Raw genomic sequence first — 26619 nt, forward strand, 5'->3', positions numbered from 1 at the left:
GATGGGTTCCTCTTCCTGGGCTTGGTCTGAGCGAAGTCGGGTGGGTGGTTACGCGGACGCCGCGGCGGAGTCGCGGAGGGCGTCCAACACCGGGTTCAGGCGGGCGAAGAAGCCCGGCAGGTCCTGCTGGAAGTAGAAGTGGTCACCGGGCAGCAGCTGCGGTACGACCTCGTGGCCGGTCACCAGCGACCAGCCGGCGAGCAGCTCCGCCGGGACGATCGGGTCCTCGGACCCGCCGAACACGGCCACCGGGCAGTCGAGTCGGGCGTCCGGGGCGGTGCACCGGTACGCGTCGTCGATCGCGAAGTCGGCCCGGATGGACGGCAGGACGATCTCCCTCAGCTCCGGGTCGTCGAGGATGCCGTCGTCGGTGCCGCCGCGCTCCTTGAGGGCCGCGACCAGCTCGTCGTCGTCCAGCCGCTCCGGGTGCACAGGGCACTGGTTCGGCAGCACCGGCGCCCGGCACGCGGACGCGATCAGCAACCGCGGAGTGCGGCCGGCGGCCCGCAGGGCGCGTACCACCTCGAAGGCGACCAGCGACCCCATGCTGTGCCCCAGCACCACCAGCTCACCGGTGTCGGCGGGCAGCGAGTCCACCACGGGCTGCGCCAGGTCGTCCACGGACAGCGGCAGGTCCTCGCAGTAGCGGGCGCCACGGCCGGGGTACTGGCCGATCAGCAGCCGCACATCGGCCGGCAGGTGCTCGCGCCAGCCGCCGTAGGCGTGGGCGTTGCCCCCGGCGTGCGGCAGCACCAGCAGCGACAGGCGGTGCGGGCCGTCACCGGGAAGGTCCCAGACGACGTCTTCGGGGGCGGGGGACACGGAGGTCATGAGCTGATCCGATCTGTCTCGGTACGACGGCGGAGGGTGGGCCGGGCCTTCTTGGCGGCCGGCGCGGACTTCAGCGCGGTGATGTGCTCGGCGAGCCGGGCCGGTGTCGGGTGCTCGAAGACGTCGCGGACGGTGAGCCGGACGTCCAGGGAGACCGCGATGTGGTTGGTGAGGCGGGCGCCCAGGAGGGAGTGGCCGCCGTGGTGGAAGAAGTCGTCATCGATGCTCAGCGCTTCCTCCGCGCCCAGCGTGCGGGCGAAGAGGCCGGTCAGGGTCTCTTCCAGCGGGTTGCGCGGGGCGCGGCCCTGGGAGACGACGGCGGCCGGTTCGGGGAGGGCGCGCCGGTCGATCTTGCCGTTGGGGGTGAGGGGGAGCCGGTCGAGGACGGTGAAGTAGGTGGGCACCATGTGCTCGGGCAGGCGCTCGGCGAGGTGCCGGCGGATGTCCTCGGTCGTCGTGTCGGTGTCGGTGACGACGTAGGCGGCGAGTTGGCGCCGGTGCGTGGTGACGGTGGCCTGGGTGACGCGGGGGTGGCTGAGGAGCGCGGCCTCCACCTCGGCGGGCTCGACGCGGAAGCCCCGGACCTTCACCTGGTTGTCGGCGCGGCCGTGGTAGTGCAGGCGGCCTTCGTGGTCGAAGTGGGCGAGGTCGCCGGTGCGGTAGAGACGGGTGCCGGGTGCGCCGTAGGGGTTGGGGATGAAGGTGGTGGCGGTGAGGTCGGGGCGGTTGAGGTAGCCGTGGGCGAGGCCGTGGCCGGTGAGGTGGAGGTGGCCGGTGACACCGGGCGGCACGGGCTGGAGAGCCGCGTCGAGGATGTAGGCGGCCTTGTTGGTGAGGGGTGAGCCGATGGGGATGGTGGTGTGAGGTTCCGTGGAGGGTGTGACCACGTGGGTGGTGGTGAACCCCATGGACTCGGCGGGGCCGTATCCGTTGACGACGGTGGTGTGGGGTGAGAGCTGTTGGAGTCGGTGGACGTGGGCGGGGGAGGCTGCCTCGCCGCCGGTGTAGGCGACGGTGACGGTGGCGAATGCCTCGGGGTGTTCGTCGGTCAGGTAGTTGAAGAGGCTGGCGGAGAGCTGGAGCATCGTCACGCCGTGGCGGCGGGACAGCTCCGCGATCAGAGCCGGCTCCGGCTTCTGGCCCGGTTGCAGGACGGTGGTGCCGCCGTGGAGGAGTGCGCCCCAGAATTCGAGGCTGAAGGCGTCCCAGGAGACCGGTGAGCACTGGAGGAACACCTCAGCCGGCCCGAAGTTCCCGTATGTCTGCGCGGTCACCGTGGAGACGAGGTTGCGGTGCGAGGACAGGATGCCCTTGGGCCGCCCGGTCGAGCCGGAGGTGAACATCACACACGCCACGTCCTGGCCCCGGACCGGTATGCCGAGGTTGCCCGCGTCGTGGTGGGCCACCTCGTCCGGGCTGTTGGTGCAGGTGGTCCAGGCTCCGGGGAGGCGGCCGGCGAGCTCGCTGCTCGTGACCAGGTGGCTGATGGCGGCCTCGGTCGCGGCGGACCGCAGTCGCTCGTCGGGGAAGTCCGGGTCGAGCAGCACATGTCCGGCGCCGGTCTTGAGTACGGCGATGAGGGCGGCGGCGAAGGTGGCGTCGCGTTCCAGGAGGATGCCGGCGAGGTCGCCCCGGCCGAGGCCGCGTTCGCGGAGGTCGTGGGCCCCGCGGTTGGCGGTGGCGTTCAGCTCCGCGTACGTGATGGCCCGATCGCCGTCGACGAGCGCGACGGCCTCCGGTGTGTGCGCGACCTGCTCCTCGAACCGCTCGACCAGCGAGGCGTCGCCGATGTCGGCACCGGTCCCGGCCCACGGCCCGAGGATCAGTCGCCGTTCGGCGTCCGACACCACGTCCAGCTCACCGATGTGCCGCTCGGGATCGGCCAGCGCCTGGCGCAGCACCTCACCGAGCACGGTCACCATGCGCTCGACGGTGGACCGGTCGAACAGGTCCTCCGCATAGAGCACCGTGCCCCGCAGCCCCTGCCCGTCGTCCGTGCGGAGCAGGAACTCCACGTCGAACTTGGCCGCACCGCTCGTCACGTCCGGCATCGCGGTGACCGTCGTGTCCCCGAGCCGGAGCTCCGGAACACCTCCGGATTCCAGCGTGAGGCAGATTTGGAAGAGGGGGTGGCGGGCGAGTGTGCGGGTGGGGTTGAGGGCGTCGAGGACGAGGTCGAAGGGGGCGTCCTGGTGGGCGAAGGCGTCGAGGTCGGTGGTGCGGACGCGTTCGAGCAGCTCGCGGAAGGTGGGGTTGCCGTCGGTGTGGGTGCGCAGGACGAGGGTGTTGATGAAGAAGCCGACGAGATCGCCGAGTGCTTCGTCGGTGCGCCCTGCGACGGGTGAGCCGATGGCCAGGTCGGTGCCGGCGCCCAGTCGGGTGAGCGCTGCGGCGAGCGCGGCGTGGACGACCATGAAGGGGGTGCACCCCTCGGCGCGGGCCAGTTGGCCGATGCGCTCGAACAGGTCGTCTCCCAGGGCGACGTCGACCTGACCGCCCCGGTGCGAGGCCCGTGCGGGGCGCGGCCGGTCCAGGTTCAGGGCGTGCTCCTCGGGGAGCCCTTCCAGCGTCTTGTGCCAGAACGCCAGCTCCTGGGAGAGCACGCTGTCCGCGTCGTCGGCCGCGCCCAGCACCCGGTGCTGCCACACCGCGTAGTCCGCGTACTGCACCGGCAGCGGTTCCAGGACACTCGCGGTCGCACCCGCGCTCCGCGCCTCGTAGGCCCGGGACAGGTCATCGAACAGCACACCGGTGGACCGGCCGTCCGTCGCGATGTGGTGGACCAGGAGCAGGAACACCCAGGAATCGCCGTCGACCTCGAACAGGGTGGCCCGGACGGGGAGTTCGGTACGGAGATCGAAGACATGGCGTGCGGCCTCGGCCATGACGCGGTCCAGTTCGCCGGCGCTCACCTGGCGGCGCTCGGCGGGCACCTGGGCGTGTGCGGCCGGTACGACGTGCTGGCGCGGTTCGCCGTCGACTGTCGCGAACACGGTCCGCAGCGGGGTGTGGCGTACGACCACGTCGTGCAGCGCCGCGTCGAGCGCCCCGGCGTCCAGCGGACCGGTCAGCCGGACCGCCATCGGCACGTTGTACGCGGCGCTGCCGCCGTCCAGCTCTGCCATCAGCCACAGCCGGCGCTGGGCGAAGGACACGGGCGCGTCTCCGTCGCCGGACCAGGCCCCGGCGGTGAGCGGCGGGAGCGCGGGGCGGCCTTCAAGGGTGGCGATGTGCTGGGCGAGGCGTGCGGGCGTGGGGTGCTGGAACACGTCCCGGATGGTCAGCCGGACGCCCAGCACATCGGCGAGGTGGTTGGTGAGACGGGCCGCCAGCAGCGAGTGCCCGCCATGGGCGAAGAAGCTGTCCTCGACGCCCACGGGCCCCGGTGTGCCCAGCACCTTGCTGAACAGGGCCACCGTGACCTCTTCGAGCTGGCTCCGAGGGGCGCGGCCCACGGAGACGACGGCGGCCGGTTCGGGGAGGGCGCGTCGGTCGATCTTGCCGTTGGGGGTGAGGGGGAGGCGGTCGAGGACGGTGACGTAGGCGGGGACCATGTGCTCGGGCAACCGGTCGGCGAGGTGCCGGCGGATGTCCTCGGTCGCCGTGTCGGTGTCGGTGACGACGTAGGCGGCGAGCTGGTCGCGGTGGGTGGTGACGGTGGCCTGGGTGAGGTGGGGGTGGGTGAGGAGTGCTGCCTCGATCTCGGCGGGCTCGACGCGGAAGCCGCGCACCTTGACCTGGCTGTCCGCCCGGCCTTCGTAGTGCAGGTGGCCTTCGCGGTCGAACCGGGCGAGGTCTCCGGTGCGGTAGAGGCGGGTGCCGGGCTTGCCGTACGGGTTCGGTACGAAGGTGGTGGCGGTGAGGTCCGGGCGGTTGAGGTAGCCGTGGGCGAGGCCGTGGCCGGTGAGGTAGAGGTGGCCGGTGACACCGGGCGGGACGGGTTGCAGGGTGGCGTCGAGGATGTAGGCGGACTTGTTGGTGAGGGGCGAGCCGATGGGGATGGTGGGGTGGGGCTCGTCGGTGGGGACGACGGTGTGGGTGGTCGTGAAGCCCATGGACTCGGCGGGGCCGTATCCGTTGACGACGGTGGTGTGGGGCGAGAGCTGCTGAAGCTTGTGCACGTGGGCGGGCGATGCTGCTTCCCCGCCGGTGTAGGCGACGGTGACCGACTCGAACGCTTCGGGGTGTTCGTCGGTGAGGTAGTTGAAGAGGCTCGCGGAGAGCTGGAGCATCGTCACGCGGTGACGGCGGGACAGCTCGGCGATCAGGGCGGGTTCGGGCTTCTGCCCGGGCTGGAGGACGGTGGTGCCGCCGTGGAGGAGTGCGCCCCAGAATTCGAGGCTGAAGGCGTCCCAGGAGACCGGTGAGCACTGGAGGAACACCTCAGCCGGCCCGAAGTTCCCGTACGTCTGCGCGGTGACCGTGGAGACGAGGTTGCGGTGCGAGGACAGGATGCCCTTGGGCCGCCCGGTGGACCCCGACGTGAACATCACGCACGCCACGTCGGCCCCCGTGACCGGCACACCCAGGTTGCAGTCCGGCTTCTCCGCCGGAGCCTCGCCGGAGCACGAGACCACACCCCAGGGACCTTCCACGCGCTGCCCGAGGACGTCGTCCGTGACGAGCAGGGCGATGCCCGCATCGTGGGCGGCGGAGCGAAGGCGCTCGTCCGGGAAATCGGGGTCGAGCAGGGTGTAACCGGCACCGGTCTTGAGTACGGCGATGAGGGCGGCGGCGAAGGTGGCGTCGCGTTCCAGGAGGATGCCGGCGAGGTCGCCCCGGCCGAGGCCGCGCTCGCGCAGCTCATGTGCCCAGCGGTTGGCGGTGGCGTTCAGCTCCGCGTACGTGATCCGCTCGTCGCCGTCGATGAGTGCCACGGCCTCCGGTGTGCGGGAAACCTGGCCCTCGAACCGCTCGACCAGCGAGGCGTCGCCGATGTCGGCACCGGTCCCGGCCCACGGCCCGAGGATCAGCCCCCGCTCACCGGCCGACAGCACCTCCACGTCCCCGAGGCGCGCCTCCGGGTCGTCCAGGACCTGGCGCAGCACCGCTCCGAGCACGGTCACCATGCGCTCGACGGTGGACCGGTCGAACACGTCCTCCGCGAAGACCACCGCCCCGTGCAGGCTTCGGCTGTCGTCCGACCGGAGCAGGAATTCCAGGTCGAACTTGGCCGAGCCGTTGGTCAGCCCCTGCACCTCGGCCAGGTGGCCGCTCAGCCCCAGCGCCGGAGCCTCCCCGGCCTCCACGGTCAGGCAGATCTGGAAGAGGGGGTGGCGGGCGAGTGTGCGGGTGGGGTTGAGGGTGTCGAGGACGAGGTCGAAGGGGGCGTCCTGGTGGGCGAAGGCGTCGAGATCGGTGGCGCGGACGCGTTCCAGCAGCTCGCGGAAGGTGGGGTTGCCGGTCGTATCGGTGCGCAGGACGAGGGTGTTGACGAAGAAGCCGACGAGATCGCGGAGTGCTTCGTCAGTGCGCCCTGCGACGGGTGAGCCGATGGCCAGGTCGGTGCCGGCGCCCAGTCGGGTGAGGGCGGCGGCCAGGGCCGCGTGCACCACCATGAACGGGGTGCACCCCTCGGCCCGGGCCAGCTCGCCGATGCGCTCGAACAGGTCGTCTCCCAGGGCGACTTCGACCTGACCGCCCCGGTGCGAGGCCACCGCCGGACGCGGGCGGTCGAGGCTCAGTCCATGCTCCTCCGGCAGCGCGTCCAAGGCGTCCCGCCAGAAGGCGAGCTCGCGGGAGAGCACGCTGTCCGCGTCGTCGGCCGCGCCCAGCACCCGCTGCTGCCACACCGCGTAGTCCGCGTAGTGCACCGGCAGCGGTTCCAGCACACTCGCGGTCGCGCCCGCGCTCCGCGCCTCGTAGGCCCGGGAAAGGTCGTCGAAGAAGACACCGGCCGAGCGTCCGTCCGTCGCGATGTGGTGGAAGAGCAGGAACAGGACGGTGTGCCCGTCCTCGACGTCGAAGAGGATGGCCCGCAGCGGGTTCCCGGTCCTGAGGTCGAACCGGTGCCGGGTGGCCCCGTCCAGGTCGCCGTCCAGCGAGGCCGACGTGGACGCCCGGCGCTCGATGGCGACCCGGGCCCCATCGGCCGACTGGACGCGCTGCCGGGGCTCGCCGTCGCCCGTCGTGAACACGGTGCGCAGCGGCGCATGGCGCTCCACCACATCGTTGAGCGCGGCTTCCAGGGCATCGACGTCCGGGGTGCCTTCCAGGCGTACGGCCATCGGCACGTTGTACGCGGTGCTCCCGCCGTCCAGCTCGGCGAGCAGCCACAGCCGGCGCTGGGCGAACGAGACGGGGCTGTCCGGGCCGTCGCCCGCCTCGCCCCCGACCAGGGGCGGCAGCGCGGGCCGCCCCTTCAGCGAGGCGATGTACTGCGCGAGGCGCGCGGGCGTGGGGTGCTGGAACACGTCCCGGATGGTCAGCCGGACGCCCAGCACCTCGGCCATGTGGTTGGTCAGGCGGGCCGCCAGCAGCGAGTGCCCGCCGTGGGCGAAGAAGCTGTCGTCCACACCCACCGGTTCCGAGGTGCGCAGCACCCGGCTGAAGAGGGCAACCGTCACCTCTTCGAGCTGTGTCTGCGGCACACGCCCGCTGTTCACCGCCGCGACCGGCTCGGGCAGTGCGCGCTTGTCGATCTTCCCGTTCGGCATGAGGGGGAAGCGGTCGAGTGGGGTGAGGTAGGCGGGGACGAGGTGTTCCGGGAGCCGGTCGGCCAGGTGGCGTCGGAGCTCTGCCGGGTCACCGCTGGTGACCACATAGGCGGAGAGCTGGTCGTGGTGCTTGGTGACGACGGCCTGAGTGACGTGAGGGTGGGTGAGCAGTGCGGCCTCGACCTCGGCGGGTTCGATGCGGAAGCCCCGGATCTTGATCTGGTGGTCGGCCCGGCCCTCGTAGTGCAGCCGCCCTTCGTGGTCGAAGTGGGCGAGGTCGCCGGTGCGGTAGAGGCGGGAGCCGGGTGCGCCGTACGGGTTGGGTACGAAGCCGGTGGCGGTGAGGTCGGGGCGGTTGAGGTACCCGTGGGCGAGGCCGTCGCCGGAGATGTACAGCTCACCGGTGGCCCCGGGAGGGCAGAGCCGGAGCGCGGTGTCGAGGACGTAGAGCGGCTTGTTGACCAGCGGGGTGCCGATGGGGATGGCGGTGTGGGGCTCGTCGGCGGGCTCGATGGTGTGGGTGGTGGCGTAGATCATCGCCTCCGCCGGCCCGTACCCGTTGATCACCTCGATGTCCGGCCTGGCGCTGTGCAGCTTGTGTACGTGGACGGGCGAGGCCGCCTCCCCGACGGTGTAGGCCGTGGTGACCGATTCGAAGGTCTCGGGGTGCTCGTCGGTGAGGTAGTTGAAGAGGCTGGCCGACAGCAGCAGCGTCGTTACGCGGTGCTTGGGGGCCAACTCCGCGATGAGCGAGGGTTCCGGCTTCTGCCCGGGCTGGAGGACGACGCGTGCGCCGTGCAGGAGCGGGCCCCAGAATTCGAGGCTGAAGGCGTCCCAGGAGATGGGGGAGGACTGGAGGTATACCTCGTTCGGTCCCGTGGGCAGGTACATCTGCCCGACCAGGGTCGATACGAGGTTGCGGTGCGAGGAGACGATGCCCTTGGGCCGTCCGGTGGAGCCGGAGGTGAACATCACGCAGGCGAGGTCGTCACCCTGGATCGGCAGACCCAGGTTGCCCGCATCGTGGTGGGCCACCTCGTCCGGGCCCTCCACACACGTCACCCACTCGCCTTCGAGGCGACCCGCGAGCCCCGCATGTGTGACCAGGTGGCTGATGGCGGTCTCGGTCGCGGCGGAGCGCAGCCGCTCGTCGGGGAAGTCCGGGTCGAGCAGTACGTGTCCGGCGCCGGTCTTGAGTACGGCGATGAGTGCGGCGGCGAAGGTGGCGTCGCGTTCCAGGAGGATGCCGGCGAGGTCGCCCCGGCCGAGGCCGCGCGAACGCAGGTGCCGCGCCCAGCGGTTGGCGCTGGCGTTGAGCTCCGCGTAGGTGAAGTCGCGCTCGCCGTCGATCAGTGCGACCGCGTCCGGGACCCGCGCCACCTGCTCCTCGAAGCGCTGGACGAGTGACACATCGTCCCGGTCGGCCACCGCCCCGGCCCACGCCCCGAGCAGCACCTCCCGCTCACCGGCGGACAGCACATCGACGTCCCCGATGCGCGCCTCCGGGTCGGCGAGCGCCTGGCGCAGTACCGCTCCGAGCACGGACACCATGCGCTCGACGGTGGACTGCTCGAACAGGTCCTCCGCGAAGACGACCATGCCGCGCAGGCCCTCGCCGTCGTCCGTCCGGAGCAGGAATTCCAGGTCGAACTTGGCCGAGCCGTTCGCGAACGTCTGCACAGCTTCCGGCCGCACCCCGGGCAGCGCCAGCACCGGTGTGCCGGTTTCCAGGGTGAGGCAGATCTGGAAGAGGGGGTGGCGGGCGAGTGTGCGGGTGGGGTTGAGGGTGTCGAGGACGAGGTCGAAGGGCGCGTCCTGGTGGGCGAAGGCGTCGAGGTCCGTGGCACGGACGCGTTCCAGCAGCTCCCGAAAGGAGGGATTGCCGGTCGTATCGGTGCGCAGGACGAGGGTGTTGACGAAGAAGCCGACGAGATCGCGCAGGGCCTCATCGGTGCGGCCGGCGACGGGTGAGCCGATGGCCAGGTCGCTGCCGGCGCCCAGTCGGGTGAGCGCTGCGGCCAGGGCCGCGTGCACCACCATGAACGGGGTGCACCCCTCGGCGCGGGCCAGCTCACCCACGCGGGCGAACAGGTCGTCACCGAGATCGACGGCCACCTCACCGCCCCGGTGCGAGGCCCGGGCGGGGCGCGGTCGGTCCAGGTTGAGGCCATGCTCCTCCGGAAGCCCCTCCAAGGCGCCCTGCCAGAAGGCGAGTTCGCGGGAGAGCACGCTGTCCGCGTCGTCGGCCGCGCCCAGCACCCGCTGCTGCCACACCGCGTAGTCCGCGTACTGCACCGGCAGCGGCTCGAACACCCGCCCCGCGGCCCCGGCGACCCGTGCCTCGTACGCACGGGCCAGGTCCGTCACGTACACCTCGCTCGACCGGCCGTCCGTCGCGATGTGGTGCAGTACGACGACCAGGTGGTGCGTGGTGTCGTCCAGCCGGAACAGCGTGACGGAGAGCGGGAGTTCAGTGCGGAGATCGAAGACATGGCGGCCGGACTCGGCCACCGCGCCGTCCAGCTCCCCGGTGGTCACCTCGCGGCGCTGTATGCGCGACCGCGCCTCGGTGGCCGGGAGGATGCGCTGACGCGGTTCGCCGTCCACCGTTTCGTACAGGGTGCGCAGGGGCGCGTGGCGCTCGATGACGTCGTTGAGCGCGGCTTCCAGGGCGTCCGAGTCCAGGGTGCCTTCCAGGCGTACGGCCATCGGCACGTTGTACGCGGTGCTCCCGCCGTCCAGGTCCGCCAGCAGCCACAGCCGGCGCTGGGCGAACGACATCGGGGCCGACCCCTCACCCGGCCCCTCACCGGCGACCGGCGGAGGCGGTGCCGGCAGGCCCTTCGCCGCACCGACCTGCTCCGCGAGCTGTGCCACGGTCGGGTTCTCGAACACGTCCCGGATCGTCAGCCGGACGCCGAGGACCTGCGCGATCCGATTGGTGAGGCGGGCCGCGAGGATCGAGTGCCCGCCGTGTTGGAAGAAGTCGTCATCGATCGTCAGTGTGCCGGGTACGTCGAGCGTGCCGGTGAAGAGCTCGGTCAGGGTCTCTTCCAGCAGGGTGCGCGGGGCGCGACCGCCCGAGGACACCGCGACCGGCTCGGGCAGTGCGCGCTTGTCGATCTTCCCGTTCGGCATGAGGGGGAAGCGGTCGAGTGGGGTGAGGTAGGCGGGGACGAGGTGTTCCGGGAGCCGGTCGGCCAGGTGGCGCCGGAGCCCCACCGGGTCACCGCTGGTCACTACGTAGGCCGAGAGCTGGTCGTGGTGCTTGGTGACGACGGCCTGAGTGACGTGAGGGTGGGATAGCAGTGCGGCTTCGACCTCGGCGGGTTCGATGCGGAAGCCCCGGATCTTGATCTGGTGGTCGGCCCGGCCCTCGTAGTGCAGCCGTCCGTCGTGGTCGAAGTGGGCGAGGTCGCCGGTGCGGTAGAGGCGGGAGCCGGGTGCGCCGTACGGGTTGGGCACGAAGCTGGAGGCGGTGAGGTCCGCGCGGTTGAGATAGCCGTGGGCGAGGCCGTCACCGGAGACGTACAGCTCACCGGTGGCACCCGGCGGGCACAGCCGCAGCGAGGTATCGAGGACGTAGAGCGGCTTGTTGACCAGTGGGGTGCCGATGGGTATCGCGGTGTGCGGGGCGTCGGCGGGCTCGATGGTGTGGGTGGTGGCGTAGATCATCGCCTCCGCCGGCCCGTACCCGTTGACCACCTCGATACCCGGCCGGATGGTCTGAAGTTTGTGCACGTGGACCGGGGACGCCGCCTCACCCACCGTGTACGCGGTCGTGACCGAGTCGAACGTCTCGGGGTGCTCGTCGGTGAGGTAGTTGAAGAGGCTGGCCGACAGCAGCAGCGTCGTTACGCGGTGCTTGGGGGCCAACTCCGCGATGAGCGAGGGTTCCGGCTTCTGCCCGGGTTGCAGGACGACGCGTGCGCCATGGAGCAGCGGCCCCCAGAATTCGAGGCTGAAGGCGTCCCAGGAGATGGGCGAGGACTGGAGGTACACCTCGTCCCCACCTGTCGGCAGATAGGTCTGTCCGACCAGCGTCGATACGAGGTTGCGGTGCGAGGAGACGATGCCCTTCGGGCGGCCCGTGGAGCCCGAGGTGAACATCACGCACGCGAGGTCGTCACCCCGGATCGGCACACCGAGGTTGCCCGCATCGTGGCCCGTCACCTCGTCCGGGCCGTCCACACACGTAACCCAGTCGCCCCGAAGGCGGTCCGCGAGTCCCGTACGTGTGACCAGGTGGCTGATCGAGGCCTCGTCCGCCGCCGACCGCAGCCGCTCGTTGGGGAAGTCCGGGTCGAGCAGCACATGTCCGGCGCCGGTCTTGAGTACGGCGATGAGCGCGGCGGCGAAGGTGGCGTCGCGTTCCAGGAGGATGCCGGCGAGGTCGCCCCGGCCGAGGCCGCGCGAACGCAGGTGCCGCGCCCAGCGGTTGGCGGTGGCGTTGAGCTCCGCGTAGGTGAAGCCGCGCTCACCGTCGATCAGCGCGACCGCGTCCGGTACCCGCGCCACCTGCTCCTCGAAGCGCTGCACGAGCGACGCATCGTCACGGTCGGCCACCGCCCCGGCCCACGCCCCGAGCAGCACCTCCCGCTCACCCGCCGACAACACCTCCAACTCCGCGACACTCCGGGCGCCCGGCTCCACGGCCTGCACGGCGGCGGTGAGGAAGGCGACGAAGCGGTCCTGGTGGGCCGCGACGGCCTCGGGGTCGACGCCGTCCACCGGCGTGTCGAAGTCGATCCGGAGCCCGTCCGCCGCGCCCAGGTCGTACACCGCGACGCTGAGGTCGTCCACCGGGCCGTTGCTCACGTTGTGGTTCACCGTGGGGTGGCCGCACACCGTGAGGTCCGCGTTGAAGCCCATGATGTTGAGCACCGGCCCCGTCAGCCTGCGCCCACCGGTGAGCGCGCCGGCGTCCCGGCGCAGGTCCTCGTACCGGGTCAGCTGGTGCCGCAGACCGTGCTTGACCTCGGCGGACACCGCACGGACCAGGCCGCTCAGCGTCTCGCCCGCGCCCACCCGGAGCCGCAGCGGCACGACGTTGGACGCCATGCCCGGGGTGCTGCGCGCGGTCTTCGTGGTGCGGCCCGCCACCGGCAGCGCGAGCATCAGCTCGTCCTGGGCGGTGACCCGGTGCAGGTACACCGTGAACAGCGCGACCACCAGGACGGGCCAGGAGACCCGCTCGGCCCGGGCGACAGTGCGCAGCCGGTCCGCCTCCGCCGCCGGGACCAGGACCGTGCGCCGCGCGAAGGGCAGCGCACCCCGGGACGGGGCCGCCCGGCCCGGGCCCCGGACGAGACCGGCCGCCGCCTCCGGCGCACCGCTCAAGTGCGCTCGCCACGCGGTCCGTTCGGCGGCCGCCTCCTCGGAGGACCGGAAGGCAGCGTCCTCCGCGTGCAACTCGGCCAGTCGGCCGAACGGGGAGTCGCCCCACGGCTCACCGGCGACCGCCCGCCCGTACAGCTCGACCAGCCGGTGCAGCAGCATCGACACGCTCGCGCCGTCCACGAGCAGGTGGTGGAAGGTGTAGAGGTAGAAGAAGCGGTCCTCGGCGAGCTTGATCAGCGCGCAGCGGACCGGGGACTCGCGGGTCAGATCGAAGGGCGCCCCGACCGCTTCGTCCACCAGGCCCCACGCCGCCCCCTCCGGATCCGCCTCGCCGCTCACATCGGTGTACACGAGCGCCCGGTCGCCCGGGCCGGCGTCGATCAGCTGCCACACCTGCTCGCCGTCGTCCTCGAAGCAGCGGGTGCGCATGACGTCCGCCTCCTCCACGAGGCGGCGCCAGGCCGTACCCATCAGCGCCGGGTCGACCGGGCCCAGGATGTCCCGGCACTCGGCGACGTTGTACTTCAGGCCGGTGGGGTCCAGGGTGTGCGCCGTCCAGATGTCGCGCTGGGCCTCCGAGAGCGGCAACCGGGAGGCGGCCGGAGCGGGTGCGACGGTGGCGTCGGACGGCATGAGGTCTCCTGTGGGAAGCGGCGGGAGGGGGCGGGGCAGTGCCATACAACCGCCGGGGCCGGGCGCCGAGCGGCAGTTGTTCCGGCGGTAGGGCCAGCAGTTCGGCGGTCCGGCGGCAGTCGAACGGCAGGCACGGAAGCGCCCACCGCCGGGTGGCACCAGCCCGCACCGTCCACCGCGCGCGGCCGCTGCAACACCCAGCCGTCACACCCCGGCCGTCGCCCCCGCCGCCGCCCGCACCACGCACAGCACGCGGAACGCCGAGCGCCCGCCGTCCGCGCTGGTCCGGATCACCCCGCCGACCAGCAGTTCGCGGATCAGCCGGCCGCACTCCGGCAGCGGGCGGCCGGTGAGCCGCACGACGTCCTGGAGCAGGAATTCCCCGTCGCCCCCCTCGCACAGGTCGCCGATGAGCGTCCGGTACGCGGCGGGCAGCGCGGCCAGGGTGCGGCTCACCCGGACCTGGAGACGGGAGCCGTCCGGGCCGCCCGCAAGGTGGTCGAGGAGGGGGGCCGGGTCGGAGTCCACGATGTTCCGCAGGGTGGACAGGTCGCACACCGTGAGCCAGGAAGCTGCGGCACCGAGCGCCGCCGGGTGGCCGTCGAGGCGGTGGCAGATCCAGGCCACATCCGCGAGCGCCTGCTCATCGGGCACGATGTCGGGCCGCACGCGGCGGAGCTGGCTGAGGAAGAACCGTACGGCGGGCGCGTCCGCATGCCCGGCGACGGGGTCCGGAGCCTCCAACGGGGAGAGCAGGAACAGGCGTTCACCGGGTACGTTCCAGGGCCGCTCGCCGGTGATCAGCAGCCGCAGGCCCGGGAACGTACGCAGGAGCCGGCTCAGGCGGCCGAAGTCCAGGGCGGCGGTGTCGACACCGTCGAGGACGAGCACGGCGGCGCCGCGTACGGAAGAGTTGCCGTCGTCATCGAGGGCGGCCGACGCGTCCGCCAGTTCGGGCAGCCCGTCCTCGGCCACACCGCCGCCCCGCAGGAAACGCGCGCAGTCGTCCGCGAGTCGGGACATCGGGTCGTCGTCGGGGCGCAGGCAGTCGGCGGTGGTGCCGTCACCGTGATGCCACAGCACCGGCAGCCCGGCATCGTGCAGCCGGGCGGCCGTCTCCAGCGCGAGCCGGGTCTTGCCGACACCGCTCAGCCCGACCACGGTGACCAGCCGTTCGGTGCCGGACCGCAGCTCCTCCACCAGGACACCCGTCTCCGCGTCACGTCCGACCAGCGGGTACAGCGGCACGGGCGGGGCGGCCCGCTCCATGGACAGGCGCCGGACCTCACCGTCCGCCCGGGACCCGCGCCGGGCCGCCGCCTCAAGCGTGGCACGGGCCCGGGGGCCGAGTCTGAGCGCGTCGGCGATCAGCCGCACCGTGTCCGTCCTCGGCCGCTGGGCCTTCCCCTTCTCCAGGTCCCGGATGGCCCGCACGCTGATGGTGGACAGGTCCGCCAACTCCCGCTGGGTCAGGCCGATACGGAGCCGATGGCCGCGTATCAGGGAACCGAGCGGGGCGGTGGTGGCCGGGGTGTCCTGCGGGGGGTGGCTGAGCGTCATGGGAAGGACTCCTGCTCGTCGGGGGATGGGCGCCCCGGAAGCGGCTGCGGTCCGGGGTGCCGGGGGACGGCTGTCGTGCCTTGCTGCTGCCGGAATCCTCCGCGCGCGCCCTATCCGGGAGGCATCCCGGGGCCAACGCCGCCACGGGCCGGGCCGGCCCCTCGGGATAAGGCGATAGGGGCGGCCGCCGGGGACGGCGATAGGAGCTCCCGGCCGTGATAGCGGGGGGATAGGGGCGGGGGCGGTGCGGTGAATCCGCCCCTTCCTAACTTGGTGTCCAGAAGGAAACGGAACACCGACGAAGGGACAGTCCGATGAACCGGAACACCACCACCCGCAACGCCCTCCGCGCCGCTTTCGCCACCGTCGCCGTCGTGATCGTCACCGGCATCGGCGTCCAGGTCGGCTGGGCCGACGACACCTCCGGCACCGGCACCCAGCAGACCGGCACCAGCAGCACCCCCACCCCGGGCGCCACCGGCTCCACCGACAACAACCCCTGGGACTGACCCCCGCAGGACTCAGCCGGCGCCCAACAGCCGCCGAGTCTCCGCCAGTTCCCGCTTCATACCCCGGCTCGTGAAGACCTCCACCGCAGGGGCCAGCAGTTCCCGGGAACGCCCCGGCTCCTCCTCGCCGAGCAGCCGCGCCAGATCCAGGCGGGCCAGCGCGCCACCGCCGAAATCCATGATCTGCTCCCGGGCCGCGACAGCCCGGTCGAAGAAGTACCTCGCCCGGTCGGGCCGCCCCATCAGCACGAATGCCTGACCGAGGTCGCGCAGCAGATGCCCCTCGCCGATCACGTCACCGGAATCCCGGCACAGTTCCAGGACCTCCGTGAACGTCAGCACCGCGAGGTCCAGATCCCCCCGCTCCAGAAGAAGTTGGCCCACCCGGCGCAGGGTCCGCGCCCTGCCGCCCAGATAGCCGACCCCGTCGTATATCTCCAGCGCCTCGTCCAACTGCGCCTGCGCCACGTCCACATCACCGCGGCGCATCCGGATGTGCGCGCTCTGCGTCAGCACGATCGCCCGCCCGACCACGTCACCGGCCCGGTCGAAGTCCGCCAACGACCGCTCGTACAGATCGAGGGCGGTGTCGTCCTCCCCGTTCGTCCGCGCGATCAGGGCCATGTCACGCCGGCACAGCGCCTCGCCCTGCGGCTCGTCCAGCGCCTGGAAGACATCGAGCGCTGAACTCAGCGCCTGGCGCGCCATGTCGAACTCGTTGCGGCTCATGTACAGCGAACCCAGCGAGGCCCGAACGGCGGCGGTGCCCCGTAGATTGCCCGCCTTCCGGACGGCGGCCAGCGCCCGTACGTGGGTCTGCTCCCACAGGTCGTAATGGCCCCGCACCTCGAACAACGTGACCAGGGTCGTCGCCAGATTCCAGCTGACGTCGTGCAGGCCCTCGTCGGCCGCCTGCTCCACCATCCCGCACAGGGCGCCCTGCTCCGCGTCGAACCAGGCCAGCGGATCGGCGAGCAGCTCACTCGTGCACGACGGGGGCGGCGCCCAGCGCGGCGCGTCGCCGTGCAACACGGTGAAGTCACCGCCGTACACCTTGCGATGGGCCTCCTGCGCGAGATACATCCAGCCGCCCGCCATCCGGACGAGCGCGTCCCGGCGCAGCTCCGGTGCGTCCTGCGCGGCCAACTGCTCGCGCGCGTAGACACGGATGATCTCGTGGAACTGGTATCGGTAGCCGCCGGTCCGCTCCACCCCGACCACGTCCAGCATCTGCATGTCGACCAGCGGTTCCAGCAGGTCCGACGGCACGGGCCGGTCGTCGTCAAGGAGCGCGCCCGCCAGCCAGCCCGGCAGCGTCGGGGTGCGCGCCATGGACAGCAGCCGCAGCAGCCCCCGGTCCTCGGGCGCCAGACCGTTGTACGAGAGCGACAGACTGGCGCGCATCGTCATCTCGCCGTGCGCCAACTCGTCCAGCCGGTGACGCTCGTTGGCCAGCCGGTGCACCATCGACGCGAGCGTCCAGTGCGGGCGGGCGGCGAGCCGGGCGGCCACGATCCGCAGCGCCAGCGGCAGCCGTCCCACCGTACGCACCAGAGCCTCGGCCGACGCGGCCTCGCCCTCGACCCGCTCCTCCCCGATGATCCGGGACAGCAGCCTCAGCGCCCGCTCCTCGTCCAGGACGTCCAGCTCCACGCGGTGCGCCCCCGGCAGCGCGGTCAGCCGGGCCCGGCTGGTGACCAGCACCGCGCAGTCCCGGCTGCCCGGCAGCAGCGGCTGCACCTGGCTCTCCGAAGCGGCGTCGTCCAGGACCACCAGGAGGCGCCGGGAGGCGAGCCGGGTGCGGTACATCTCCGCCCGCTCGTCCAGCGAGTCCGGGATCAGCTGGCCCGGGATGCCCAGGGCCCGCAGGAAGCGGCCCAGCACCTCCGCGGTGGTGGCCGGGGTGCCGGTGCCGCGCAGATCGCAGTACAACTGACCGTCCGGGAAACCCGTCTCCGCGAGCCGGTGCGCGAGATTCACGGCGAGCGTGGACTTCCCGGTGCCGGGCTTCCCGGTGATCACGGCGAGACCGACCGCCTTGCGCTCCCGGCCACCGGTCAGCGCCTTCTCCAGAGCGGCGAGCTGGGCCTCGTCGGCCACGAAGTCCGAGGTCGCGGCCGGCAGTTGCTGCGGCCGGGCGTCGTGGGGCTGCGGTTCGGCGGGGGTGGGGGAGTCCTGGCCGGGCCCGGATGCCGGCCGCGGGCTCCGGGTGCCGGTGCTTGCCGTGTCGGAACGGGGCGCGGCGTGCTTGGACGCGTCGGCGGGCCCTCGGGGTGCGGGGGTCTCGGGAGCACCCCCGCCCGCGGACCCGGGCTCCTGCCCCCGTACCGGCGGAGGCAGTTCACCGGCGAGGATCGCCGCCTCCAGCCGCCGCAGTTCCCGGCCCGGTTCGAGCCCCAGCTCCTGGTCGAGGATCCGGCGCCCGTCCCGGAACGCCTCCAGCGCCTCCGCCTGCCGGCCCGACCAGTACAGGGCGCACATCAGCTGGCCCCGCAGCCGTTCCCGCAACGGGTTCTCATGCGTGAGGAGTTGGAGCTGACCGACCAGCCGGTCGTGCCGGCCGAGCTCCAGTTCCAGCTGCATCCGAAGCTCGACGGCGCTCAGCCGCTCCTCGTCGAGCTGGCGCGCCTTGTTGGCCAGCGGGCCGCTGTCCAGGCCGGTCAGGGAGTCTCCCTGCCACAGCGCCACCGCGGACTTCAGGAGCGCCACCGCCTTCTCGGCCTCACCCTCGTCACGCTGCCGCCTGGCCATCGCGACCAGGCCGGTGAAGAGCAGCGAGTCCACGTCCCCGGTGTCCACGTGCAGGACGTATCCCGGCGGGCGGGTCGATATGGAGACCGTGCTGTCCGCGCCGGCCAGGAGCTTCCGCAGCCGGGACACGCATATCTGCACCTGGGTGCGGGCGGTCTCCGGCGGGTTGTCCTCCCAGATGAGGTCCACCAGATAGTGCGTGCTCACCACCCGGTTCGCTTCGAGCAGCAGCGCGGCGAGGATGACCTCCTGCCGCCCCGGCGGCACCCGCAGCGGGCCGTCCTTGCCCCGCACCTGGAGCGGGCCCAGCAATTGGAAGGGTGGTCTCGCCGCGCCGGGGGCATCCTGGACCGTGTGCGTCGTACCCTCGGCCACCGAGACCCCCAGCTCGTAAGCGCGTTGATACTCCGGGATCAACGTCCCCAAAGTTTTCACAATCCTCACGCATCTGTCCATCCTGCATGCCCAGCGTGACCGGTCAGCGAATAGCGGCGCGATAGGCGGGGGTTGGCGCGGCCCGGAAGAGTGCCGGGTGAAGGAGAAAGGAGGCGTCCATGCACACCGACGCCTGGACGAGCAGCGACCCGTACACCGGGGGCGATCTGGTCACCGCGGCGGGGACCGACCACGTCCGTCTCGTCTACGAATACCTCGACGCCGGCGACCTCGACGCGTGCGCCTCGCTGCTGCACGACCATGTCGCCCTGGACCTGCCCGGAGCCCCGACGGCCCACGGCCGGACCGCGTTCCTGCACGCCCACCGCGACCACCTCGGGTCACCCGCCCGGCACGAGATCGACCACATCGTCGCGCACGCCCGCAACGTGGTGGTCGCGGGCCGCCGCCTCGGCACGGGCACCGATGACACGTGCGTGCGCTTCGCGGACTTCTTCCGCATCGCCGAGGACGGCATGGTGGAGTCCTGCACCCGCTATTACCACGCGGCGCCCTGACCGGCCCCGTCCGCCGGGCGCAGGGCCATCGCACGGTAGTCGCGCGGAGCCATCCCGTACGCCGCCCGGAAGGCCCGGCTGAACACGGTCGCGTCGGTGAAGCCCCACCGGGCGGCCACGGCCCCGATGGGCTGCCGGCGCAGCTCGGGGCGGGCCAGGTCCGCGCGGCAGCCGTCCAGCCGGCGGCGGCGGATCATCGCGGCGACGCTCTCCGGCTGGTCGCGGAAGAGCGCGTGCAGGCTCCGCAGCGAGAGGTGGTGGCGGGCGGCGATGAGGCCCGGGGACAGCCCGGGGTCACCGATGTGATGGTCGACGAAGGCGCTGATGCGGCGCAGCAGGACGTGCGTCCGGAGCTCGGCGGGTGCCCGCACCGGGGACGAGCCGATCCGGTCGGCCAGGCAGGACGCGGCCATGTCCACAGCCATCTCGCCCAGCACGCCGAGCTGTTGGGGCGAGCAGTCGGCCCCCGTGGCGGCGAGGTTCGTCAGGAATCCGGCCAGGATCGCGCCCATCCCCGCGTCGCCCGGGACGCTCCGCGCGAGGATCCGGTCCATCCGCTGCGACGGCAACGGCATCCGGGCCTTCGGTATCTGGAGGACGATCACCTCGACATCCCGTCCGTCCGTCCCCGAGCCGGACTCGTACGGACGCGAGGTGTCCCACAACGCCATGCCGCCGACGCCCAGTTCGGCCTCACCGCCCTGCTGCGCGAACCACGCCGAGCCACGGGTCACCAGCGCCAGCTGGTACTGCTCCGGATCCCCCCTCCGGATCAGCGCCGGGGTCCTGCGCGACCGCAGCGGACCGTAGCTGAAGCGGGCGAGCTGCACGGTCCCGAGACCCAGCATTCCGCCCTGCGCGTCGAAACTCCCCGGGTCCGCGGCGCGGAACTCCGTGGGAAGCAGGACGTCGGACACCACCTGCTCGAACCACTCGAACCGGTTGTCCGGCGCCATCTCGGCCGCCGCCATCTCCTGCCACACCGTCGGCACCCCCATCACGCCCGCTCGGCCGCCGGAGGAAGTCGGTCTCCGGCCGTGTGCAGTCTGATGGATCGGCCGAGATCGCGAAAAGCGGCGCTCCGGCCGGCCGCAGCGTTGCCGGACGCAGGTCAGGACGCGGCGTTGCCGGCCGCTCCGTCCGGTGAGCGCAGCACCAGGAGGGTGATCTCGCTGGGCGCGAAGACCCGGAACGGCGGGCCCCAGAATCCGGTGCCCCGGCTGGTGTAGAGCTGTGTGCGGTCGCCGTGGCGGCTCAGCCCGGCGACGGCCGGCTGGTCGAGGCGGACCAGGTAGTGGAAGGGCCAGATCTGGCCGCCGTGGGTGTGGCCCGACAGCTGGAGGTCGACGCCGCCCTCGGCGGCCCGGTCGATGAACTTCGGCTGATGCGCCAGGAGCAGGACCGGCAGCTCCGGATCGGCGCCGTCCAGCGCCCCGGCGAGGTGGGCCCGGTGACCGGCCAGGCCGGAGGACTCGGCGGTGACGTCGTCCACACCGGCGACCACGAGGGTGTCACCGCCGCGTTCGAGCAGCACATGGCGGTTGCGCAGCGGCTGCCAGCCCAGCTCGTCCATCAGGTCCACCCAGCCCTGCGCCTCGCTGTAGTACTCGTGGTTCCCGGTGACGTAGACGCGCGCGTGGGCGGCGCGCACCGTGCCGAGCGGCGCGGCCTGGGCGCGGCGGCGGTCGGCGGTGCCGTCCGCGATGTCGCCGGTGTGGCAGACCACGTCCGCCTCCAGCGCGTTGACCTCCTCGCACACCCGTTCCGACCAGCGGGCCCGGTCCAGCGGCCCGTAGTGCGTATCGGTGATGAGGACGACCCGCGTCCCGTCCAGGCCCCGCCCCAGGCGCGGCAGTTGCACCTCGACCCGGCGCACCCTCGGCACCCGGCGCGCCTCGGCGTACCCCCACCCGAGCAGGACGGCTGCGGCCCCGAGCACCGACCAGGTGACGATCCTGGCCCGGTCCTGCCCGTCGCCGGTCCCGGCCAGGGTCAGGGCGAGCCGCAGCAGGACGCCGAGCAGCACGGACCAGGTGAACAGCACCCAGATGGAACCGAGCAGGCTGTCCCCGACGATCGCCGCCCGGTCCCGCTGCCGCCTGCCGTGGCCCCGCACCATCGCGACCGGCATGGTGAGGAGGCCGAGCACGAAGAGACAGGTGCCGCCCACGGTGACGGGCAGCGGCCAGTGCTGTCCGGTGTACAGCAGCACCCAGCAGGGCACGGCCCACAGCAGGACCGGGGCGACCAGGGGGACGTAACGCATCAGGCGCCGGATCCGGCTCGGTGGGGCCGTTGCCGCCCCGCCGTCCGCGGACCGGGCCTCGCTGGTGTTGGTCACGTTTCCTCCTCGGACGGCCGGAATGCCGCCGGGCACCTTACCCGGTCGCCCCCGAGGGCCCGGAGACGGCCACCGCCGGACCGGCGGTCTAGGGCCTTTCGTTTGGATCGGGCCAGGCCCCGCGAGCCCGGCATGATCCAAACGAAAGGCCCTAAGGGTCAGCCGGTCCCGGCGGCGATCCAGGCGTCGAGCTGCTCGCGGGTGGTGGTGGGGTCCGCGATCAGTCCGGCCAGTTCGTCGTCGGCGTGATGGCGGGTCGAGACCGCCGGGCAGCGCCGGCACGCCTCCACGCCGCTCTGCGTCCACCACTGGCACTTCGTCCGCAGGTGGCAGCGCGGCACGGCCGCCTCGACCACCCTCGGCGCGGCGGCGACCACCCGCTCCACGAGGGCGCAGTCGTCACCCCGGCGGTTGGCGCAGCCACTGACGCAGTGCGAGGCGAACCGCAGGATGCGCCGGGGATCGATGCCCTCGGGCACGTCGCCCAGCACCTGGGAGGCGGGCACCGGGTCGGCCAGATAGGCGACCCGGCCCTCCTGCCCGGACCGCACACCCAGGACGACCGCCTCGGGCGCGTGCGCGTCACCGCTGGGACACCAGCTCGTCGGGGACTTGTCCTTGTCCACGGTCCTCGGCCCCTTCGCGTCAGCAGGCGGCCCGGGCGGCCGCGCCGTTCTGGGTGATGTAGCCGGTCGGGTTGATGTCCAGGGCGGCGCCGGACTCCTGCTCTGCGGCCTGCTGGATGCCCGCCTTCAGCTGCTCCAGCGAGGTGACGCGCTCGACGGGGGCGGCGGTGGCTGTGGCCGATCCCGCCACCAGGACACCAGCGGCGACGAGGGCCACGGCGGCGGTGGCCGCCGCCGTCCGGGACGAGTTCTTCTTCATGGGGACTCCCTTGGATGCGGACACGGTCCGGCCGCTCGGATGGGCGGCACACGCGGCACGCTAGGGGTCGGACGGCGCGCCGGGCGGCAGTCGCGGCGGCGGTCGACGGGCAGTCCTAGGGGAGCGCGACGGTGCGGCGGGGCGCGGCGGTCAGGCGGAGGCCGACCTCGATCAGGGTCCACCCGAGGACGGTGCGCAGGGGCCGGGGGGCCCGGGCGGAACGGGCGAGGCGGTACTCCGCGGCCTCGGCGTGGAGTTCGGCGGCGCGGAGCTGGTGCAGGGCGAGGTGGGCCTGGGCATGCATGGGTGGTTCTCCTTTACTCGGTGGTGAGGGGGAACGCATGGGTGTGGACGCGCACGCGGGCGCTGTCGCCCTCGTCCTCGTCGGTGATCCGGTCGCGGTACTCGTCCAGGAGCGCGTGCATCTTCTCGATGAGCTCTCCGGCGAGCGCGGGCGTCAGCCGAAGGGTCGCGCTGCTCATGTCCCAGGTGCGGTTCCACTCCTCGGGCCAGTTGGTGCGTTCGCCGAGCCAGGACGACAGGTCCCGGGCCTGGGTGAGCGCGACCTCCTGCAGATACATCTCGGCGGCACCGCGCACCTCCGGGCTGGAGTGGTTGAGCAGCGACTCGTCGAATCGCAGCCCCTGGTTCGCCGCCTGCCACCAGCGCTCCCGCCCCTTGCCGTGCTCGGGCGCGTCCTGGATGAAGCCGTGCGCCGCGAGCTGCCGCAGGTGGTAGCTGGTGGACCCGCTCGACTCACCCAGTTTCGCGGCGAGCTGGGAAGCGGTGGCCGGCCCGTCGAAGCGCAGGGTGTCCAGCAGTTGCATGCGCAGCGGATGGGCGAGCCCCCGCAGCGAGCGGGCGTCGAGATTGCGGATCAGTCCGTCGGGCTGTTCTTCCATGGCCTCAACGCTAGCCATGCAAAGACCCGGCTGCAAGGACTTCTTTGCAACTAATCCTTTGCATCGTCTTCTTTGCGCTGCGCCGATGGTGCGCCGGTGACTGCTGTGTGGCTGGTGGGTGGCACGACGAAGCCCCGCCGGCGTGCTCCGGCGGGGCTCTGTCATGCGGGCCGATCCGGATGGATCGACGCCCGTCGTGGGGCTCCGGTCGTACTCAGGCTCTCCGCTGTCCGGTACACGGCGGAGCGGGGCGGTGGTGACCCGAGGTGCGCGACAGGCGGCCCTGGACGTCCGGCGCCGGATCCGGCCGAGGCGCGGCGGCCCGTGGGCATCTCGTCACGAGCATGGAGTACTCCCTGCATCGGCCGACGTGTGGGGACGCGTCATCGGGCGCTCCGGAGAGCGCTCTCCCTGGAAGTTAGCCAGTCGGCGACGCGGCGTCAATCCTTGGCGTATGTCCGCCGTTCCGTGAACTGCACATGTCTGTGAGCCAGTTCGGGCCTGGGCGTTGACAGATGACGACGCACTCCTCTTTGCTAGCCGCCATTCCCGGTCCACGCCCCGCGATCGACCGTCACCGGTCCGGCGACAGTCGAGCCGCCCGTCCTTGGAGCCGCAAAAGTGAAACGATGGTGCACCCCTCTCGCGACCTGCCTGTTAGTCCTGGGGCTCGCCGCGCCCGGTTCCGCCGCGCACGCCGCCGCGCCGGCTGCGGTGACCGACCCCGCGTCGCTGGTCAATCCATTGCTCGGCACCTCGAACGGGGGCAATACCTTTCCGGGTGCCGACACCCCGTTCGGGATGGTCTCCTGGAGCCCCGACACTCCTTCGCGTCCGCCCGGGGGTAACTACGCCTACTCTGACAACGTTGTCACCGGCTTCAGCCTCAACCACATCTCCGGGCCGGGCTGCGGCGCGATGGGCGACATCCCCGTCCTGCCGACGACCGGCGGGATCGACGGCACCGCGACCGTCGGTTTCAGCCACACCAACGAGACGGCCGGCGCGGGCACGTACTCGGTCAACCTCAGCAACGGAGTCAACACCGAGCTGACCGCCACCCCCCGTTCCGGCATGGCGCGCTTCACCTTTCCCGCCACCACCCAGGCCAACCTGCTGTTCAAGCTCAGCGCGGACAAGGCCACCAACCTGCACTTCAACAAGGTCAGCAGCACCGAGGTCAGCGGCTCGGTGGACGCCGGTCTGTTCTGCGCGTCGGCACCCTCGTACACCGCGTATTTCGACATGGTCTTCGATCAGCCGATGACGTCCAACGGCTCCTTCAACGGCGGAAATTCGGTCACCTTCGACACCACGCACAACCGCACGGTGCAGGCCAAGGTCGGCCTCTCGTACGTGTCGATCGCCGGCGCCACCGCCAACCGGGTCTCCGAGAACGGCGGTTGGGACTTCAACGGCACCCGAACCGCCGCGCACAACGCGTGGAACAACGTGCTGAACAAGATCGCGATCAGCGGCGGCACCCCGGACCAGCAGAAGGTGTTCTACACCTCGCTGTACCACTCGCTGCTCCACCCGAACCTGCTCAGCGACAGCGACGGACGCTACTGGGGCTTCGACCACCAGGTGCACACCGTTTCGGGCGGTCAGAAGGCCCAGTACGGTACGTATTCCGGCTGGGACATCTACCGCACCCAGGCTCAATTGGAAGCGCTGGTCGCACCCCAGCAGGCCGGCGACAGCGCCCAGTCGCTCGTCAACGATTACGCACAGGCCGGGTTCTTCCCGAAGTGGTCGCTGAACTCCGCCGAGACACAGGTGATGAACGGCGACCCGGGTCCGGCGATCATCGCGGACTACTACGCCTTCGGCGCCCGTGGCTTCGACACCGCGACAGCCAAGGCGGACATGGTCAAGGAGGGCACCACCCGGAACCCGATACGGATGGGCCTGGACCTCCAGACCGCATACGGCTACCTGCCGTCCGACGGGACGTACCCGAAGGACTTCTACGGCTCGGTCGCCACCCTGCTGGAGTACAGCGCGCAGGACTTCGCGACCTCCGCGTTCGCGGGCGCGCTGGGCGACACCACGACACAGTCCCAGTTCGCCAACCGCGCGCAGGACTGGAAGAACGTCTTCAACCGCAATAGCGGATTCATGCAGCCCAAGCTGGCGAACGGTACCTGGAGAGCGGGCTTCGACCCGACCAGCAGCGACCAGTTCGTCGAGGGCACGTCCTGGCAGTACACCGGTGCGGTGCCGCACAACGTCCGGGGACTTGCCGACGCGATGGGCGGCAACGCCACGTACGCGACCTACCTGGACAACGTGCTGTCCTCCTTCAACGGCTCCGGCGGCTCGCACGCCGACCTCGGCAACGAGCCGTCCATCGAACTGCCCTGGCAGTACGACTACGTGGGGCAGCCCTGGAAGACGCAGAGGATCGTCCGCCAGGTCCAGGACCGACTGTGGCCGAACGACCCGGCGAACTGGGGGGTCGGCAACGACGACCTCGGCACGATGAGCGCCTGGTACGTCTGGTCCGCGATGGGTTTCTATCCCGAGACCCCAGGCACCTCCGACCTGGCGCTGGGCAGTCCACTGTTCACCACCGTCGACGTCACACTGGGCAACGGCCGTCACATGGTGGTCAATGCGCCCCAGGCCGCCGACAACGCCCCCTACATACAGAGCGCCACGCTCAACGGCGCCAACTGGAACAACGCCTACCTGCCGCGGGACTTCGCGACCGGCGGCGGCACGCTGAACCTCACTCTGGGTACCACCGCCAACACCAACTGGGCCACGGCGGCCTCCTCCGCCCCGCCGTCCTACAACGGCGACGGCGGCGCCAAACCGCCGGGCCCGCCGGTCACCCGTACCGGCCCGGTCACCTCCGGCATCGCCGGCAAGTGCCTGGACGACAACGCCGCCTCGACGGACGACGGCTCGCACATCCAGTCCTGGACCTGCAACAACTCCGCCGCCCAGCAGGTCACGGTGGCCGACGACGGCACCCTGCGGATCCTGGGCAAGTGCGTGGACGTCACCTTCGGCGGCACCGGCAACAACACCCTGGTGCAGTTGTGGGGCTGTGACGGCACCGGCAGCCAGCGGTGGACGTACGACTCCGGCACCAAGGCACTGGTCAACCCGCAGTCCGGCCGCTGCCTCGACATCCCCGACTCCAGCACCGCCGACGGCACCCAACTGCAGATCTTCGACTGCAACTCCACCAAAGCGCAGCAATGGACCCTGCCCTAGAGGCGCAGGCGACATCGCACAGCGCGCGTG

13 protein-coding genes are annotated in these 26619 nt (G+C 71.7%); 3 read left to right on the forward strand and 10 right to left on the reverse strand.

The window, feature by feature from the left end:
• Window positions 1-48: 48 nt before the first annotated feature.
• The 3 genes from ACIQZN_RS14995 to ACIQZN_RS15005 all read right to left on the reverse strand — a co-directional run bounded on the left by ACIQZN_RS14995 (window position 49) and on the right by ACIQZN_RS15005 (window position 15020).
• On the reverse strand, window positions 49-831 hold the full coding sequence (locus ACIQZN_RS14995; protein ID WP_403992728.1) for a thioesterase II family protein: 783 nt from the start codon (window positions 829-831) through the stop codon (window positions 49-51).
• Complete coding sequence (locus tag ACIQZN_RS15000; RefSeq protein WP_403992730.1) at window positions 828-13460, reverse strand: amino acid adenylation domain-containing protein; 12633 nt, start codon at window positions 13458-13460, stop codon at window positions 828-830. The genes ACIQZN_RS14995 and ACIQZN_RS15000 overlap by 4 nt, the downstream gene beginning before the upstream one ends.
• A 204-nt stretch (window positions 13461-13664) precedes the next feature.
• Complete coding sequence (locus ACIQZN_RS15005) at window positions 13665-15020, reverse strand: helix-turn-helix domain-containing protein (protein ID WP_403992733.1); 1356 nt, start codon at window positions 15018-15020, stop codon at window positions 13665-13667.
• 314 nt (window positions 15021-15334) lie between these two features.
• Between ACIQZN_RS15005 and ACIQZN_RS15010 the strand changes: the two genes are divergently transcribed.
• Window positions 15335-15529, forward strand: coding sequence for a hypothetical protein (locus tag ACIQZN_RS15010; RefSeq protein ID WP_403992736.1), 195 nt, complete (start codon window positions 15335-15337; stop codon window positions 15527-15529).
• A 12-nt stretch (window positions 15530-15541) separates the two neighbouring features.
• Here ACIQZN_RS15010 and ACIQZN_RS15015 read toward each other — a convergent pair whose 3' ends face one another.
• Window positions 15542-18592 (reverse strand): AfsR/SARP family transcriptional regulator, encoded by a 3051-nt coding sequence (locus ACIQZN_RS15015; protein WP_403993028.1) that lies wholly within the window; start codon window positions 18590-18592, stop codon window positions 15542-15544.
• 242 nt (window positions 18593-18834) lie between these two features.
• Between ACIQZN_RS15015 and ACIQZN_RS15020 the strand changes: the two genes are divergently transcribed.
• Window positions 18835-19233, forward strand: coding sequence for a nuclear transport factor 2 family protein (locus ACIQZN_RS15020; protein ID WP_403992738.1), 399 nt, complete (start codon window positions 18835-18837; stop codon window positions 19231-19233).
• On the opposite strand, the gene ACIQZN_RS15025 is transcribed toward ACIQZN_RS15020, so the two are convergent.
• The 6 genes from ACIQZN_RS15025 to ACIQZN_RS15050 form a co-directional block, all read right to left on the reverse strand.
• Window positions 19215-20231, reverse strand: coding sequence for a helix-turn-helix domain-containing protein (locus ACIQZN_RS15025; protein ID WP_403992741.1), 1017 nt, complete (start codon window positions 20229-20231; stop codon window positions 19215-19217). The genes ACIQZN_RS15020 and ACIQZN_RS15025 overlap by 19 nt on opposite strands.
• Before the next feature lie 113 nt (window positions 20232-20344).
• A complete protein-coding gene (locus ACIQZN_RS15030) occupies window positions 20345-21574 on the reverse strand; it encodes a metallophosphoesterase (RefSeq protein WP_403992744.1) in 1230 nt (409 codons plus the stop codon).
• A gap of 158 nt (window positions 21575-21732) precedes the next feature.
• Window positions 21733-22200 (reverse strand): hypothetical protein, encoded by a 468-nt coding sequence (locus ACIQZN_RS15035; RefSeq protein WP_403992747.1) that lies wholly within the window; start codon window positions 22198-22200, stop codon window positions 21733-21735.
• Window positions 22201-22219: 19 nt separating this feature from the next.
• Window positions 22220-22459 carry a hypothetical protein gene (locus ACIQZN_RS15040; protein ID WP_403992750.1) on the reverse strand — a complete coding sequence of 80 codons (240 nt, stop codon included), beginning with the start codon at window positions 22457-22459 and terminating at the stop codon, window positions 22220-22222.
• A gap of 115 nt (window positions 22460-22574) precedes the next feature.
• Window positions 22575-22763 (reverse strand): hypothetical protein, encoded by a 189-nt coding sequence (locus ACIQZN_RS15045; RefSeq protein ID WP_403992753.1) that lies wholly within the window; start codon window positions 22761-22763, stop codon window positions 22575-22577.
• A 13-nt stretch (window positions 22764-22776) separates the two neighbouring features.
• Complete coding sequence (locus ACIQZN_RS15050) at window positions 22777-23361, reverse strand: ArsR/SmtB family transcription factor (RefSeq protein ID WP_403992756.1); 585 nt, start codon at window positions 23359-23361, stop codon at window positions 22777-22779.
• Window positions 23362-23982: 621 nt separating this feature from the next.
• Here ACIQZN_RS15050 and ACIQZN_RS15055 point away from each other — a divergent pair.
• The gene (locus ACIQZN_RS15055; protein WP_403992759.1) at window positions 23983-26589 is read left to right on the forward strand and encodes a lectin; all 2607 of its coding nucleotides are present in this window, start codon (window positions 23983-23985) and stop codon (window positions 26587-26589) included.
• The last annotated feature ends 30 nt before the right edge of the window (window positions 26590-26619 follow it).

Source organism: Streptomyces sp. NPDC097595 (genome assembly GCF_044761525.1).
GTDB classification, from domain to species: domain Bacteria; phylum Actinomycetota; class Actinomycetes; order Streptomycetales; family Streptomycetaceae; genus Streptomyces; species Streptomyces drozdowiczii_A.

Coding starts and splice junctions, on each gene's coding strand:
- ACIQZN_RS15010 (WP_403992736.1), top strand. CDS start 15,335: ATGAACCGGAACACCACCACCCGCAACGCCCTCCGCGCCGCTTTCGCC.
- ACIQZN_RS15005 (WP_403992733.1), bottom strand. CDS start 15,020: ATGACGCTCAGCCACCCCCCGCAGGACACCCCGGCCACCACCGCCCCG.
- ACIQZN_RS15025 (WP_403992741.1), bottom strand. CDS start 20,231: ATGGGGGTGCCGACGGTGTGGCAGGAGATGGCGGCGGCCGAGATGGCG.
- ACIQZN_RS15020 (WP_403992738.1), top strand. CDS start 18,835: ATGCACACCGACGCCTGGACGAGCAGCGACCCGTACACCGGGGGCGAT.
- ACIQZN_RS15045 (WP_403992753.1), bottom strand. CDS start 22,763: ATGCATGCCCAGGCCCACCTCGCCCTGCACCAGCTCCGCGCCGCCGAA.
- ACIQZN_RS14995 (WP_403992728.1), bottom strand. CDS start 831: ATGACCTCCGTGTCCCCCGCCCCCGAAGACGTCGTCTGGGACCTTCCC.
- ACIQZN_RS15040 (WP_403992750.1), bottom strand. CDS start 22,459: ATGAAGAAGAACTCGTCCCGGACGGCGGCGGCCACCGCCGCCGTGGCC.
- ACIQZN_RS15000 (WP_403992730.1), bottom strand. CDS start 13,460: ATGCCGTCCGACGCCACCGTCGCACCCGCTCCGGCCGCCTCCCGGTTG.
- ACIQZN_RS15050 (WP_403992756.1), bottom strand. CDS start 23,361: ATGGAAGAACAGCCCGACGGACTGATCCGCAATCTCGACGCCCGCTCG.